Genomic DNA, 14,750 nt, shown 5'->3' with positions numbered 1-14,750 from the left:
AACCAGCATGATCTAGATCAGTGCGTTTGTCGGACTGGGAGAGGCCACTTCGGACGCTTCGATCGCGAGGGACCGACTGTGCCAGCCATGCTCGCCATTAGGCGACGGGGGGGTGGTGCGGTCGAGAAGACTCGAACTTCCACGGCCTTTCGGCCACAACGACCTCAACGTTGCGCGTCTACCAGTTCCGCCACGACCGCACATTCAAAGGGAAACCGGCAGGGCCGGCACCTGGTAGGCGGTGGCCATTAGCAAAGGCTTTTGCACCATGCAACAACCTATCTGCATCTGCGTTATGAATGATGATTTTGTATCGATTTAGTGACCTTGGGAGGAGAAAAGCGCGATGCCGGGGCAGTGGTGGATGGTGTCAGGTATGACTGTAGCTGCATCTGTCGCGATGGGTCTTGGGCTAGGCACCTTTGTGACCAGCCCACAGAAACAGACAACTCCAACCGAAAAATGGAGCCCAACCGAGGAAAGCGCCTATTTGGATACTGTCGGCGGTGCTTCGCTGCCCGACGATGGGGTAACGAGTGATCAGGGACCAACGGTGATTCGCTGCATCGGTTGCGGGCCGACGTTAACCGAACGGCGCTTTGCCGCCGACATGGCCGGGATGGATAGCGATGCCCTGATCGAGGGAAGCCGTGATCCTGTGGTGCAGGACTATCTGGCGCAAGATTATCCTCCAACGGATGACGCGATGATCGCGGACGCTATGCCCCGCAAGCCAATCGCAGACCCCTTGTCCAAGGCCAGCACACCTCAGCTTAAGCCGATCCCAGCGTCGCAAGGGGTGGCACCCTTGATCGTCATGCCGACGATCGAAAGCGACCACCCCTAATCGCTTATTCGGCGGCCACGACCTCTGCTGGCGCATCGCTGAGCGGATAGGCGAGGCGGGTCACCATTTCCTTGGGGCATACCTGCCAGAAATAGCGACGCCAGCGATCCCAATCGTCCAATATGGTGTTCGACCATTTGCTATCGGTCGACACCGCATGCTGGGCGATCAGCGCCTTCAGTTCCGCTTCCCAATGGGCGCTTTCCAGCCGCTGCCAGAGGATGCCTTCGGCGTTGGCGCGCGATGGGAAGCTGCCATCCTCATCCAGGATGAAGGCCATGCCGCCCGTCATGCCCGCGCCGAAATTGGCACCGGTCTTGCCCAGTATCACCGCCGTTCCGCCGGTCATATATTCGCAGCCATTGGCGCCGCAGCCTTCGACCACGACCTGCGCGCCCGAATTGCGGACAGCGAAGCGTTCACCGGCCTGGCCCGCCGCGAACAGCTTGCCGCTGGTCGCGCCATAGAGGACGGTGTTGCCCAATATGGTGTTGTCCTTGCTCGTCAACGGGCTGGAGACGGTCGTGCGCACGACGATGATGCCGCCCGACAATCCCTTGCCGACATAGTCATTGGCATCGCCGAACACTTCGAGCGTGATGCCCTTGCACAGGAACGCGCCCAACGACTGGCCCGCCGACCCGCGCAGCCGCACGGTCAGGTGCCCGTCGGCCAGCGTCGACATACCGAACTTGTCGGTAACCGCCGACGACAGCCGGGTGCCGACCGCGCGGTGGGTGTTGCGCACCGTATAGGTCAGCTGCATCTTCTCGCCGCGCTCGAACACGGCCTTGGCATCGCGCATCATCTGCGCGTCCAGACTGTCTGGCACGTCGTTACGCCATTGGGTCAGGCTAAAGCGGCGCTGGTCATCGGGAGCATCCACCTTGGCCAGGATCGGATTGAGATCCAGATCGTCCAGATGCTCGGCCCCACGATTAACCTGCTTGAGCAATTCGGTCCGCCCGATCACTTCATCCAGGCTGCGGAAGCCCAGCCGCGCCAGCACTTCGCGCACTTCTTCGGCGATGAAGGTCATCAGGTTGATGACCTTTTCCGGCGTGCCGGTGAACTTGGCGCGCAGCTTTTCATCCTGCACACACACGCCGACCGGACAGGTGTTGCTGTGGCACTGACGCACCATGATGCAGCCCATGGCGACCAGCGACAGCGTGCCGATGCCATATTCCTCCGCGCCCAGGATCGCCGCGATCACGATGTCGCGTCCGGTCTTGAGCCCGCCATCGGTGCGCAGCTTCACCCGATGCCGCAGCCCGTTGAGGGTCAGCACCTGATTGGCTTCCGACAGGCCCATCTCCCAAGGCGTCCCGGCATATTTGATGCTGGTCTGGGGGCTGGCACCGGTGCCGCCGACATGGCCCGCGATCAGGATGACGTCGGCATGCGCCTTCGCCACGCCTGCCGCGACCGTGCCGATGCCAGCTTGGCTCACCAGCTTGACGCAGACGCGCGCGCGCGGGTTGATCTGCTTGCAGTCGTAGATGAGCTGGGCCAGATCCTCGATCGAATAGATGTCGTGATGCGGCGGCGGCGAGATAAGCGTCACGCCGGGCGTCGAATGGCGCAGCTTGGCGATGAACTCGGTCACCTTGAAGCCGGGCAACTGCCCGCCTTCGCCGGGCTTGGCCCCCTGCGCGACCTTGATCTCAATTTCCTCGGCCGATGCCAGATATTCGGCATGGACGCCAAAACGGCCGCTCGCGATCTGCTTGATCACGCTGTTGGCATTGTCGCCATTTTCATAGGGCTTGAAACGGTTGGCGTCCTCGCCGCCTTCGCCCGACACCGCCTTCGCGCCGATCCGGTTCATGGCGATGGCCAGCGTCTCATGCGCTTCGGGCGATAATGCGCCGAGCGACATGCCCGGCGTCACGAAGCGCTTGCGGATCTCGGTGGTGGCTTCCACCTCGTCGATCGGCACGGCTTCGCGGGCGAAATTGAACTCCATCAGGTCGCGCAGATAGACCGGCGGCAGATCGCGCACGCCGCGCGAAAATTGCAGATAGGTCGAATAGCTGTCGGTCGCGACCGCCGTCTGCAACAAATGCATCAGCTGCGCCGAGTAGGCATGTGCCTCGCCACCGTCGCGCTGGCGGTAGAAGCCGCCGATCGGCAGACGCACCACCGCGCTGTCGAAGGCCTTTTCGTGCCGCAGCATCGCGCTGTAATGGAGCGAGGCATAGCCTTCGCCCGAAATCTTTGCCGGCATGCCGGGGAAGAGATCATTGACCAGCGCCCGGGACAAGCCCACCGCCTCGAAATTATAACCACCACGATAGCTGCTGATGACCGCAATGCCCATTTTGGACATGATCTTGAGCAGGCCTTCGTTGATGGCGGTGCGATAGCGTTCGAAACAGGTGTCGAGCGACAGGTCGCCGAACAGGCCGCGCGCGTGCCGGTCGGCAATGCTGGCTTCGGCCAGATAGGCGTTCACCGTGGTCGCGCCGACGCCGATCAGCACCGCGAAATAATGGGTGTCGACCGCTTCGGCGCAGCGCACGTTGATCGATGCATAGGACCGCAGCCCTTTGCGCACCAGATGGGTGTGGACCGCCGCCGCCGCCAGCACGCCTGCTATCGCGGCACGATCGGCGTCGACATTTTCGTCGGTCAGGAAAATTTCGGTGCGGCCTTCGCGCACCGCCTGTTCGGCTTCTTCCCTGATGCGGGCGATCGCCGCGCGCAACTGCTCCTGGCCGCCGCTGGCGGGGAAGGTGCAGTCGATCTGCGCCACCGCCGGGCCGAAATGCGCCTTCAACCGCGCCCATTCGGCGCTGGTCAGCACTGGCGATTCCAGCACCAGCACATGGCTGTTCTGCGCATCCTGCTCCAATATGTTGTGCAGGTTGGAAAAGCGCGTTTTCAGGCTCATCACATGCCGTTCGCGCAACGGATCGATCGGCGGGTTGGTGACCTGGCTGAAATTTTGGCGGAAGAAATGGCTGATCGTGCGCGGTTTGTCGGAAATGACCGCAAGCGGCGTATCGTCGCCCATCGAGCCGATGGCTTCCTTCGAATCCTCGACCATGGGGGCCAGGATCAGTTCCAGATCCTCTAGCGTCAAATTGGCCGCCACCTGCCGCCGCGTCAGTTCCGCCTTGTCCCAGCCGGGCAGGGCGGTCGGCGCGTCGGTCAGGTCGCCGATCGCCATGAAATCCTTGATCAACTCGCCATAAGGGCGCTCGCCCGCGATCCGGTCCTTGATCGCGGCGTCGTCATACAGCTCGCCTTCCTGCAGGTCGATCGCGATCATCTGGCCCGGACCCATGCGGCCCTTGCGCACGATCGTCGTTTCGGGAACCACGACCATGCCGGTTTCGGACCCGACGATCAGCAGATTGTCGCCGGTCAGCGTGTAGCGCAGCGGGCGCAACGCATTGCGATCCACCCCGGCCACGACCCAGCGGCCGTCGGTCATCGCCAGCGCAGCGGGGCCGTCCCACGGCTCCATGACGCTGGCGAGATATTCATACATGTCGGCATGGGGCTTGGGCAGTTCCGCGCTCTCGCTCTGCCAGGCTTCGGGCACCAGCATCAGCTTGGCGGTCGGTGCATCGCGGCCAGAGCGGCAGATCGCCTCGAACACGGCGTCGAGGGCGGCGGTGTCGGACGCGCCCGCCGGGATCACCGGCTTGATGTCCTCCGACTGCTCGCCAAAGGCGAGGCTCGCCATCTTGATTTCGTGGCTCTTCATCCAATTCTTGTTGCCGCGGATCGTGTTGATCTCGCCATTATGGGCGAGCGTGCGGAACGGCTGGGCCAGCCACCATTGCGGGAAGGTGTTGGTCGAATAGCGCTGATGGAAGATCGCGACGCGGCTCTCGAAACGCTCATCCTGCAGGTCGGGAAAGAAGACGGACAGCGATTCCGCGAGGAACAGCCCCTTGTAGATGATCGACCGGCACGACAGCGAACAGACGTAGAAGTCGTTGATCTGCGCCGCGATCACCTGCTTCTCGATCCGGCGGCGGATGAGATAGAGATCCTTTTCGAACTCAGCCTGGTCGCGCTCTTCGGGCATCGGCCCGGCGATCATGATCTGCTCGATTTCGGGGCGCGTGCGCTGCGCCTTCTCGCCGATGACCGATACGTCCACCGGCACCTGGCGCCAGCCATAGATGGTATAACCCGCGTCGATGATCTCGCTCTCGACGATGGTGCGGCAGGTCTCCTGGGCGGAGAGGTCCGTGCGCGGCAGAAAGATCATGCCGACGGCAAGGCGATTGGGCAGCGGCTTGTGGCCGGAGTCGGCAATAGCATCATCAAAGAAGCGCACTGGCAGATCGACATGGATGCCCGCGCCATCGCCGGTCTTGCCATCAGCATCGACCGCGCCGCGATGCCACACGGCCTTGAGCGCATCAATCGCCGAGGCGACCACACGGCGCGACGGGCGGCCATCGGTGGCGGCGACGAGGCCAACGCCGCAAGCGTCGCCCTCCAGATCGGGATGATACATGCCCTCGGCGGCGATGCGCGCGCGTTCTTCGGGGCTTGCCATGAAGGGAGTGTCGGTCATCATCGCCATCCTATTCTTCCGTTCGTTCGAGCTTGTCGAGAACCCCCGCGCCTCGTTCTCGACAAGCTCGAACCGAACGGGCTGGGGTGGAATGAGGGCGCTTAGGCCGCGACGCTCTCGCGGGTTTTTGCCTTCGCCTTGAGATATTTGTGCATATGCTCGGTCACATCGCGGCCATCACGGATCGCCCACACCACCAGGCTTGCGCCGCGCACGATGTCGCCCGCTGCAAACACGCCATCCACGCTGGTCATCATCGTCTTGTGATCGACGCGCAGCGTTCCCCAGCGGGTGACCGACAGATCGTCCGCGCCGAACAATTTGGGCAGCTCTTCGGGGTCGTAGCCAAGTGCCTTGATGACCAGGTCGGCCTCCAACGTATGTTCGCTGCCGGGATCGGGTTCGGGCGCGCGACGGCCTGAGGCGTCGGGGGCACCCAGGCGCATCTTGGTAACCTTCACGCCGGTGACATGCTCGGTGCCTTCGAACGCGATCGGCGCGGTCAGCCAGACGAACTCGACGCCTTCTTCTTCGGCATTGGCTACTTCGCGCTGCGATCCGGGCATATTGTCGCGGTCGCGGCGGTAGAGGCATTTGACCGATTTGGCCCCCTGGCGGATCGCGGTGCGGACGCAGTCCATCGCGGTGTCGCCGCCGCCGATGACGACGACATTCTTGCCCCTCGCCAGCAGCGTCCCGTCTTCATGCTCTGGCACGGCGTCGCCGAACCCGGCCTTGTTGGAGGCGGTGAGATAATCGAGCGCCTTGACCACGCCCGGTGCGCCGACACCCGGCGCGCGGATGTCGCGAGGCTTATAGACGCCGGTGGCGATCAGGATCGCGTCATGCTTGGTACGCAGTTGCTCCATCGTCGCATCGCGACCGACTTCGAAATTCTCGTGAAAGACGATGCCGCCATCCTTCAGGCGCTGAACGCGGCACATGACGATGTCCTTTTCCAGCTTGAAGCCGGGGATGCCATAGGTCAGCAGGCCGCCGGCACGGTCATGCCGGTCATAGACATGCACCTCATGCCCCGCCGCGCGCAGATATTCCGCCGTGGTGAGGCCAGCAGGCCCCGCGCCGATCACGCCGATCGACTGGCCGGTCGGCTTGCCCGCGACCAATGGCTCGACCCACCCTTCCTTCCAGGCGGTGTCGGTGATGTATTTTTCGACCGAGCCGATGGTGACAGCACCATGGCCTGAAAATTCGATGACGCAATTGCCCTCGCACAGCCGATCCTGCGGGCAGATGCGGCCGCAGATTTCGGGCATGGTGCTGGTCAGGTTCGACAGCTCATAGGCTTCGCGCAGCCGCCCTTCGGCGGTCAGGCGCAACCAGTCGGGGATGTGGTTGTGCAGCGGGCAGTGGGTCGAGCAATAGGGCACACCGCATTGCGAACAGCGCGACGCCTGTTCCTCAGCCTTGTCCAATATGAAGCTGCGGCTGATTTCCAGAAAATCGTCGGCGCGGTCGTCGGCTGCGCGCTTTTCCGGGTAGGCTTGTCCCTTGCCCACGAATTTCAGCATCGGATTGTCGGTCATCGCTCGCCCCTGACTAAAGTTTCAGCGGCGCGCATAGCATAAAAACCCACGGAGTCACGCGGATTCTGATATTTAGGACAGCAATACTGACTATAAAATCGCAGTTATCGAGGTTAATTGCGAAATGATCGCAACAAAAACGCGTGGTAAATAGGCCGGTTCGGACCTATCGTGCTCCCAGCCAGATCAAGGCGGCAATCCCGGCAATGATTCGATACCAGGCGAAGGGCGCGAAGCCATGTTTCGACACCAGTCCCACGAACCAACGAATGACCAGCAAGGCGACAATGAACGAGACGACAAAGCCCAGCGCAATGCTGTCCCAGCCGACCGCTGCACTGGTGATCCGGTCACCCTTCTTGATCAGTTCCAGCGCGGTCGCGCCCAGCATCGTGGGGATCGCGAGGAAGAAGCTGAACTCGGCCGCCGTGCGCCGCTCGACCCCCAGCATCAACGCGCCCATGATCGTCGCGCCCGACCGGCTGACGCCCGGCACCATGGCCAGGCACTGGATAAAGCCGATCGCGAGCACGCGGACCATGGGAATATCGGCGATGCCATGGAAACGCTGTTCCTTGACCGCGCGCTCGATCAGCAGGATGGCGATGCCGCCGACGATCAGCGCCCAGGCGACGACCTGCGGCGCGCCCAGCAAAATCTCGATATAGTCATGCAGCGCCAGGCCGATGACCGCCGAGGGGATGAAGGCGATCAGCAGATTGCGCAGGAAGCGCCAACTCACCGGCTCGCGCCGCAACAGCCCCATGCCCACGGCCCAGAAGGTGCGCCAATAGAGCACCACCACCGCCAGGATCGCACCCAACTGGATCACGACATTGAACATCGCCCAGGTTGCGGAATCATAGCCGAGCAATTCGCTGGCGAGGATGAGGTGCCCGGTCGAGGATACCGGCAGAAATTCGGTCAGTCCCTCGACTATGCCCAGCAGGATGACGGTCAGATAATGCAGGTCCATGGGTGGGATCGTCCTTCGATAATCCTCCCCCAACGGGGGATTGGGGCCATCGCGTCGCGATGATGGACGGGTGTTCCAATACGGTGACACCCTTTGTTAGATCGTCTTGCCGCTGGCTCCCCATCACAGGGGCGGATATTTAAGTTCAGGCGTTCGCCGTACCGGTAAAGCGACCGTGGCGCCGGAAGCGCACCATCCACTTGTCTGCAACACCGTCCATGGGCGTGGCGACGACGCCCAATGCGTCAAGCCCCTTGGCATCCGGTGCCACAACATTGTCGCGGCCCAGCATCGCCAACTGATCGCCCGTGATCGGCCCGCCCGGCAGCATCGCCAACATCTTGGCGACGCCATGCGGTACTTCGACCAGCGTCTTCTCAGGACCGATCGCCTTAGCGATCCACTGGTTGATGGCGCGCATGCTTTTGACTTGCGGCCCGCCCAGTTCATAGGTTTCGCCACCATGGACGCCCGGCTGTTCGGCTGCGTTGACGATAGCCTGCGCGACATCAGCGACATAGACGGGCTGAAACCTCGTTGCAGCACCGATGACGGGAACGACCGGCATCATACCGATGATGCCGGCAAAGCGGTTGAGGAACTGATCTTCCGGCCCGAAGATGATGGAGGGGCGGATGATTGTCGCCGTCGGAAAGGCCGTCTTGACCGCCGTTTCGCCTGCCGCCTTGGACCGTCCATAGGCCGATGGGCTTTCCGCATCCGCGCCGATGGCCGACATATGCACGAGCGCAGTGACCCCGGCCTCAGCCGCAGCCTGGGCGACATTGGCCGCGCCGCGATGGTGGAAAGCGTCGAAATCGCCCTTCAATATGCCGACCAGATTGATCACGACATCGCTGCCCGCGACGGCGCGCGCCACGCCGGCAGGATTGCGAATGTCGGCGGCGATGAATTGTACTTGGCCCAAGCCCCCCAGCGGCTTGACCCGCAGTGCCGTGGATGGGTCGCGCTGCGCGATCCGAACCCGTGCGCCGCGTGCAAGCAGCGTCTGCGCCACTTGACGACCGACAAAGCCGCCGCCACCGAACACCGTTACCAGACTGTCTTTCATCACCCGTCCCATGTCCGCTTGAAAGAGAATATACAGGTGTTTCCCTTGCCCCAGCCGCACGGCGCTGACAACCGCTTTACCTAAGCCAGCCCTGAAGATCCGCGATCATCCATAGGCCAAGGATCAGGAACAGCAGCGCCGCGCCGACCTGCAACGTGCGCATCGGGACTTTCTTCGCCAGCGCTTCACCGAACAGCACGGCCGGGACATTGGCGACCATCATGCCCAGCGTCGTGCCCATCGTTACGGCAAGCAGATTGTCGAACCGCGCGCCGAGCGCGATTGTCGCCACCTGTGTCTTGTCGCCCATTTCGACCAGGAAGAAGGCGATCAGGGTGGTCATGAACACGCCTGCCCCGGACGGAGCCTTGAGCGGTTCATCCTCGTCGATCGTGTCGGGCACCAGGGTCCAGGCGGCCATAGCGATGAAGCTGATCGCTACCGCATAGCGGAACCAGCCTTGCGTCAATATGCCCGCGATCGAGTGGCCCAGCAGCGCGGCGAGGAAATGGTTGGCGAGCGTCGCGATCAGGATGCCCAGGATGATCGGCACGGGCTTGCGAAAACGAGTGGCGAGCAACATCGCCAACAATTGTGTCTTATCGCCCATTTCGGCGAGCGCCACGAGCGCAGAAGAGGTGAGAAGGGCTTCCATCAGCATCTATCCGGGGCCGGGCGGAAGTGAACGACGCAATGCCACCGTCGCTCCCCGCCCGGCCGGACATGGAACCGCCGATGCCATTGGTCTCGCCTTACGCGGGCATGTCCGCGTCCCCTATGCCACGGCCTCTCGGCCAAATATGTTGACATACGGCCCGTCCCGTAACGCGGAACGGCTGGCTACTCCCCAGATGACGGGATGCATTTAAGTCAAAATTTGGATCTATGCAAGGCGCGGGCGATGTCAGGGTTCGCCACGGCTTTCCTGCATCCGCCGCTCGGCGAACCATTGTTCCAGCATCTTTGCGGTGCAACCGGTTGCGCCATTGGCACCGTTGACCGAACAGCTGTTAGGCAGGTTCTGCCGCTGTACGCCTTCCATCGTGGCAACCTGACTGCCCCAGCCGGGACCGCCGGACACGGCCGGCTTTTCGCGCAGTTTCTTGGGGATGCGATAACGCTCTGCCTCTGGTCGGCGCGCGCATACGACGATTTCGTCGCCTTCGCCTTGCGGGCAGGGATCGTCACCATAGACGAGCAGGTTGATGGTGCGTTCAGGCGGCGGTTCTGCCTGCGCGAGGGCGGGCGATGAGAGCAGCGGGGTCAGCAGCAGGCCAACGAGGGGAAGCACGACAAAAGGTCGCATAGGGTCAATTCCTTCATTCCCCTGCATGAACCGGGGGTGCCCAAATCCCCGGCTGGTCGGTTTCAAGACGCCGACCGGTATCCGAAACCGTCAGGGTTGCGCCGGGCCGTTGCCCTGTTGCTGCGCTGCCTTCTCCTCGGCTTTCACGCGCGCTTCGATTTCTTCGCTGTCCGCATCGATCGTCGACAGGCGCTTGGCGCGTTCGGCCTCGACCAGATCCTTCCAGCTGGCATTGTCCAGCGCCTGCCGCTCGGCTTTGGCGAGCCGCGCCAACTGCGCGAAGCAACCCGTCGTCCCGCCAGCGCCCGAGGGCGAACAGCTTTCCGTGCCGGACCGGCCGACATATTCCATCGACCGCACCCGTTCGCCCCAGGCTGGTTGCTCGGCTTGTTGGGGTCGCCGCGCAGCGGTTCGGGGATGCGATAGCGTTCGGCCTCGCCCTTGCGTGCGCACACCACGATTTCGTCGCCCTGGCTTGGGGGGCAGGCGTCCTCACCATAAACGATGACGATATTGACCTTCTCGTTATTCGGGTCGGTTACGGCGGTTGGCGCGGTCGGCTGTTGCGCCATGGCGGGGACGGCGGCGGCCAGCAGCGCCAGGGCTGCGATCATTGAGGTCTTGGTCATTCGTCCGTCCTTTTCAGATGCGCTTTGATAACGCGATGGCGGCCCGGCATCCCAGACGGATCGCGTCAGATAACAGGGGGTAGGCCGGTGCCTGTTCCGCGCCATGCGCCAGCGCGGCGTCACGATGCTCGACTTCCTCTGCCTGGAAATCCGCGATGGCCTCGGAGAGTTCCGCATCATCGGTGCCGATCTGCTCCAACTGCTCGGCATAATGGCGGTCGATCTCGGTTTCGATGGCGGCAGTGCAGGCCATGGCGGCCTTTGGACCGATCGCGGCGGTGACCGCGCCCAGCGCGAAGCCAGCGACATTCCAGATCGGCGACAAGGCCGTGGGGCGCACGCCGCGCCGGGCGATCATGGCGTCGAACGTCGCGCGATGCCGTTCCTCCTGCGCGGCCATGCCCGCGATGATGCGGGCATAGGGGTGGCGGTCGCCCATCACCGCCAACTGCCCGGCATAGATGCGGGTCGCGCCATATTCGCCTGCCTGATCGACACGCAGCATGGAGTCGCGCGCGCCATCGGGCAAGCGCTGGCCGGGACGGGGAAAGTCGTTCGATCCGCTCATGCGTGACGTCCCTTCTTGCTTAGCAGTGCCAAGATGGCGACCGCGCCAACCAGCGACAAGAGGCCATTATAGCCTGCGAGCGAGATGCCCCGGAGGCTCCATGGCGCAACGTCGCAGCGGGTGATCGGCGTCGCCATGATCTGGGTCAATATGTCCGACGCGCTGCCGCCGGTCGGGGTGGTGGAGCAGGCGGTCAGACCCTCCCACCAGCCATATTCGACCCCGGCATGAAACAGGCCGATGCCGCCGCTGATCGCGATGGCCACGGCGGCAAGTGCGGTGAACGTAGTGCTGGTCCGGGGCGTCGCCTTCGTTGCGAAGGCCAACAGGGCGAGTGGGATCGCCGCCATATGGGGATAACGCTGCCACCAGCACATTTCGCAGGGGTGCAGACCGCCAATATATTGGGAGGCATAGGCACCGCCCAACAAGGCGACGGGCAGCAACAGCGCGAGGGCGCGGGCAAGGGGGAGTCTGCTCATCACCCCCACTTAGACACACCCGCACCTTTCGTCATGCTGAACTTGTGGGGGCGTTACTTCGCCCCCGGCTTGCGCGCCGCCACCTGCGCCTGCGCGATGGTCGCGCCCGGCGTGCTGGCGAGGCGGGCGATCGTCTTGAGCGCATAGTCGAGCTGGAAATCCTCGATGCCCTGCTTTTTCAGCTCCTCGGCCGACATGGTGAAGCGCGGATCGTCCTTCGCATCTTCTTCCAGCGCCTTGTCGTCGGTCTTGATCTCATTGATCAAGTGACGGCGCAGGTCGCTTTCGCGATATTTGGGTCGGTTCTTATAATCAGGGTCGGACAATTGGGGCACGCGGATGTCGGGCTGAATGCCGCCTTCCTGCACGCTACGGCCCGATGGCGTATAATAGCGCGCCGTGGTCAACTTGAGCGCGCTGGTGTTGCTCAGCGGCAGCATCGTCTGCACGCTGCCCTTGCCGAAGCTGCGTTCCCCCATCACCAGCCCGCGATGCTGGTCCTGCAAGGCGCCTGCGACGATTTCGGAAGCCGAGGCAGAGCCTGCATCCACCAGCACGATCACCGGCAAGCCCTTGGCGTCGTCGCCAGGCTTGGCATAATAGCGTTCGACATCGCCCTTAGCCCGGCCACGTTGCGACACGATTTCGCCGCGTTCGAGGAAGATGTCGCTGACGGTCACCGCTTCATCCAGCAGGCCGCCGGGATTGGAGCGCATGTCGAGCACATAGCCGGTGGGCTTGTGACCCAGGCTTTTGTCGATGCTGCGGATCGCCTGACGCACATCCGCCCCGGTATTGGCCGAGAAGCTGACGATGTTGATGACGCCGATATTATTCTTCACTTCCCATTTGACGGGCTTCAACTGAATGATCTCGCGTGTCAGCGTCAGGTCGATCGGCTTGTCGCGGCCTGCGCGCACGATGGTGAGCTTGAGCGCCGTACCCGGCGCGCCGCGCATCTTGTCGACGGCCTCATCGAGCGTGCCGCCATAGATGAGCTGCCCGTCGATATGGGTGATATAGTCGCCCGCTTTAATCCCTGCGCGCCAGGCTGGGGTATCCTGCGTCGGCGCGATGACCTTGACGGCGCCATCCTCCTGCGTGACCGACAGGCCCAGGCCGCCATAGCTGCCCTCGGTCTGGGTGCGCAGATTCTGGAAATCGCGCGCGTCGAGGAAGCTGCTGTGCGGATCAAGGCTGGCCAGCATCCCGTCGATCGCGCCCTTGATCAGCTTTTCATCATCGACCTTCTCGACATAGTCGCTGCGAACCTTCTGGAACACGTCCATGAATTCGTCGAGCGCCTTGTAGCTCGATGCCTCCCCCGCCGCGAAAGTCGCGGTGGCGGCAGGAATGAGCGCAAGCGCCCCAAGCGCAACTGCGCCCTGGAAGAAGGTCGATTTCATGGTTGTCCTTGATTCCGGCATAATTGATCCACCATAAGCCGATTCGCGTCCCGACGCAAAAGCGCGCTTCGACCAATGTCGCGCAGCGTCGATGAGCGTCGGGTTAATGGGGATGAGGTGGCGTCCAGGCCAAGCCCATTTGCGAAGCGATATTGTGCAGTCGTCGGTCGCGTGTCCATAGGGACGATCCAGCAGTAAGCCGCACAGACGCCAGAATGTGCGTATCGACATACCCTATACCCCGATTGAACAACGGCACTTGTTCGATCAAGGCATCGACTTCGCGATTTTGTGCCAGCTCGGCTTCGGGCAATTTGTGCAACATACGCAACACGCCCTGCCTGTTTGTCAGACTGCCCAGGGCGATCTCGCCGATGACAAACGGATGACCCAATATTCTTCCAGCGTTCAAACCAGCTGCCAGCCATGGGTTTGATATGCGTAGATGATCCATCCAGACTGAACTATCGACCAATATCATACCGGAACAGATCGCCTTCGCGGCGGCAACTCGAAATCGGGTTCCGAGCCGCCGAGTAAGGCCAGGCGACGTGCGGCTTCCCGCTGCACAAGGGCTTTGAGCGCTTCGCGAACGAGGGCAGATTTTTCCTTCAAGCCGGTCAGTTCCTGTGCTTCAGCAACCAGATCGTCATCAAGAGCCAATGTCGTGCGCATGATTTTACTCCTCAAGCATGACATATGTCATCAATCAATGCGCATATCAATGCCTCACCCCAACCCCACCAGCGGCACGATGTCCACCGGTCGGCCGTTGCGGCGCAGTTCGATCGTTACGGTGGGGCGGCCCTGGCCAGTGATGCCCACGGGGTCGCCCTGCCGCACCGTGTCGCCGACTTGTGCCGTGACGCGGTGGAGGCCGGTGATCAGCGTGGTCCAGCCCTGGCCATGGTCAATGATGAGGATCTGGCCATAGCCGCGATAGGGGCCGGAAAAGGCGATGCGTCCTGCGGTCGGCGCGACGGTTTGCGCACCCGGCTGCGTCACAAGGCTGAGGCCGCGCGATCGCACGCCTCCCTCATTGACTTCCCCCATGCCGGTAACGAGTTGGCCGATGACCGGTAGGCGATAGGGCGGCGGACCGCTTGAAGAGCGGACGGCTTCAGGCGCGGGTTCGCCCGTCTGATCGGGGCGGGCGGGCCGGAGCAAGGGGCCGGGCAGGGCGGCGAGTCGTTCGCGCAGGTTGCCGGCATCTTCCAGCCGGTCCATCAGGTCGACAATGTCGCGGGCGCGTTCCCCCAGCGCTAGGGCGCGTTCGCTTTCAAGCCCTGCATTGGCGCGATAGTCGCGCGCGGCGACGCGCTTTTGCGCTTCCAGTGTCGCGAGCGCGGCCTGCCGTTCGCGGCGGTCGGCCTG

Annotated in this window: 13 protein-coding genes, 1 tRNA gene, 1 pseudogene and 1 riboswitch; of the genes and pseudogenes, 1 reads left to right on the top strand and 14 read right to left on the bottom strand. The window is 62.8% G+C overall.

The features are described from left to right. Nucleotides 1-113 precede the first annotated feature (113 nt). A tRNA-Leu gene (locus BF95_RS05935) sits at nt 114-200 on the bottom strand. A 290-nt stretch (nt 201-490) separates the two neighbouring features. On the opposite strand from BF95_RS05935, the gene BF95_RS05930 reads away from it, so the two are divergent. Beyond that, nucleotides 491-847: a hypothetical protein gene (locus tag BF95_RS05930; RefSeq protein WP_152542587.1), complete on the top strand. Its 357-nt coding sequence runs from the start codon at nt 491-493 to the stop codon at nt 845-847. A gap of 4 nt (nt 848-851) precedes the next feature. Here BF95_RS05930 and gltB read toward each other — a convergent pair whose 3' ends face one another. The 13 genes and pseudogenes from gltB to BF95_RS05865 all read right to left on the bottom strand — a co-directional run. Further along, nucleotides 852-5,390, bottom strand: coding sequence for a glutamate synthase large subunit (gltB, locus tag BF95_RS05925; RefSeq protein WP_043150167.1), 4,539 nt, complete (start codon nt 5,388-5,390; stop codon nt 852-854). Between the two features lie 101 nt (nt 5,391-5,491). After that, nucleotides 5,492-6,937 (bottom strand): NAD(P)-dependent oxidoreductase, encoded by a 1,446-nt coding sequence (locus tag BF95_RS05920; protein ID WP_043150036.1) that lies wholly within the window; start codon nt 6,935-6,937, stop codon nt 5,492-5,494. 166 nt (nt 6,938-7,103) lie between these two features. Then, on the bottom strand, nt 7,104-7,913 hold the full coding sequence (locus tag BF95_RS05915; RefSeq protein WP_043150034.1) for an undecaprenyl-diphosphate phosphatase: 810 nt from the start codon (nt 7,911-7,913) through the stop codon (nt 7,104-7,106). A gap of 145 nt (nt 7,914-8,058) precedes the next feature. After that, the gene (locus BF95_RS05910; RefSeq protein ID WP_043150031.1) at nt 8,059-8,985 is read right to left on the bottom strand and encodes a complex I NDUFA9 subunit family protein; all 927 of its coding nucleotides are present in this window, start codon (nt 8,983-8,985) and stop codon (nt 8,059-8,061) included. A 76-nt stretch (nt 8,986-9,061) separates the two neighbouring features. Further along, on the bottom strand, nt 9,062-9,640 hold the full coding sequence (locus BF95_RS05905) for a TMEM165/GDT1 family protein (protein ID WP_043150165.1): 579 nt from the start codon (nt 9,638-9,640) through the stop codon (nt 9,062-9,064). An 18-nt stretch (nt 9,641-9,658) separates the two neighbouring features. Beyond that, nucleotides 9,659-9,847: riboswitch (yybP-ykoY riboswitch) on the bottom strand. A 42-nt stretch (nt 9,848-9,889) separates the two neighbouring features. After that, complete coding sequence (locus BF95_RS05900) at nt 9,890-10,291, bottom strand: hypothetical protein (RefSeq protein WP_043150030.1); 402 nt, start codon at nt 10,289-10,291, stop codon at nt 9,890-9,892. 90 nt (nt 10,292-10,381) lie between these two features. After that, a pseudogene (locus BF95_RS05895) lies at nt 10,382-10,920 on the bottom strand (hypothetical protein). A 13-nt stretch (nt 10,921-10,933) separates the two neighbouring features. Then, entirely contained in the window at nt 10,934-11,488 is a 555-nt protein-coding gene (locus BF95_RS05890) for a demethoxyubiquinone hydroxylase family protein (protein WP_043150029.1), read from the bottom strand. Continuing rightward, nucleotides 11,485-11,970 (bottom strand): disulfide bond formation protein B, encoded by a 486-nt coding sequence (locus tag BF95_RS05885; RefSeq protein WP_043150028.1) that lies wholly within the window; start codon nt 11,968-11,970, stop codon nt 11,485-11,487. The genes BF95_RS05890 and BF95_RS05885 overlap by 4 nt, the downstream gene beginning before the upstream one ends. A 53-nt stretch (nt 11,971-12,023) precedes the next feature. Next, on the bottom strand, nt 12,024-13,376 hold the full coding sequence (locus BF95_RS05880; RefSeq protein ID WP_043150027.1) for a S41 family peptidase: 1,353 nt from the start codon (nt 13,374-13,376) through the stop codon (nt 12,024-12,026). 103 nt (nt 13,377-13,479) lie between these two features. Next, complete coding sequence (locus tag BF95_RS05875; RefSeq protein WP_043150026.1) at nt 13,480-13,857, bottom strand: type II toxin-antitoxin system VapC family toxin; 378 nt, start codon at nt 13,855-13,857, stop codon at nt 13,480-13,482. Next, a complete protein-coding gene (locus tag BF95_RS05870) occupies nt 13,854-14,051 on the bottom strand; it encodes a type II toxin-antitoxin system VapB family antitoxin (protein ID WP_043150025.1) in 198 nt (65 codons plus the stop codon). Before BF95_RS05870 ends, BF95_RS05875 begins: the two co-directional genes overlap by 4 nt. A 54-nt stretch (nt 14,052-14,105) precedes the next feature. Continuing rightward, nucleotides 14,106-14,750 (bottom strand): murein hydrolase activator EnvC family protein (locus tag BF95_RS05865; RefSeq protein WP_043150024.1); only part of this gene is annotated, 645 nt, incomplete at its 5' end.

Source organism: Sphingobium sp. Ant17 (assembly GCF_000588875.1).
Taxonomy (GTDB): Bacteria; Pseudomonadota; Alphaproteobacteria; order Sphingomonadales; family Sphingomonadaceae; genus Sphingobium.
The sequence above is the reverse complement of the archived record's forward strand: the minus strand, read 5'-3'. Positions and strand labels throughout refer to the sequence as shown.

Bases quoted from the DNA above. Each gene is read 5' to 3' on its own strand.
- gltB (WP_043150167.1), bottom strand. From the start codon at position 5,390: ATGACCGACACTCCCTTCATGGCAAGCCCCGAAGAACGCGCGCGCATC.
- BF95_RS05920 (WP_043150036.1), bottom strand. From the start codon at position 6,937: ATGACCGACAATCCGATGCTGAAATTCGTGGGCAAGGGACAAGCCTAC.
- BF95_RS05915 (WP_043150034.1), bottom strand. From the start codon at position 7,913: ATGGACCTGCATTATCTGACCGTCATCCTGCTGGGCATAGTCGAGGGA.
- BF95_RS05910 (WP_043150031.1), bottom strand. From the start codon at position 8,985: ATGAAAGACAGTCTGGTAACGGTGTTCGGTGGCGGCGGCTTTGTCGGT.
- BF95_RS05905 (WP_043150165.1), bottom strand. From the start codon at position 9,640: ATGGAAGCCCTTCTCACCTCTTCTGCGCTCGTGGCGCTCGCCGAAATG.
- BF95_RS05900 (WP_043150030.1), bottom strand. From the start codon at position 10,291: ATGCGACCTTTTGTCGTGCTTCCCCTCGTTGGCCTGCTGCTGACCCCG.
- BF95_RS05890 (WP_043150029.1), bottom strand. From the start codon at position 11,488: ATGAGCGGATCGAACGACTTTCCCCGTCCCGGCCAGCGCTTGCCCGAT.
- BF95_RS05885 (WP_043150028.1), bottom strand. From the start codon at position 11,970: ATGAGCAGACTCCCCCTTGCCCGCGCCCTCGCGCTGTTGCTGCCCGTC.
- BF95_RS05880 (WP_043150027.1), bottom strand. From the start codon at position 13,376: ATGAAATCGACCTTCTTCCAGGGCGCAGTTGCGCTTGGGGCGCTTGCG.
- BF95_RS05875 (WP_043150026.1), bottom strand. From the start codon at position 13,857: ATGATATTGGTCGATAGTTCAGTCTGGATGGATCATCTACGCATATCA.
- BF95_RS05870 (WP_043150025.1), bottom strand. From the start codon at position 14,051: ATGCGCACGACATTGGCTCTTGATGACGATCTGGTTGCTGAAGCACAG.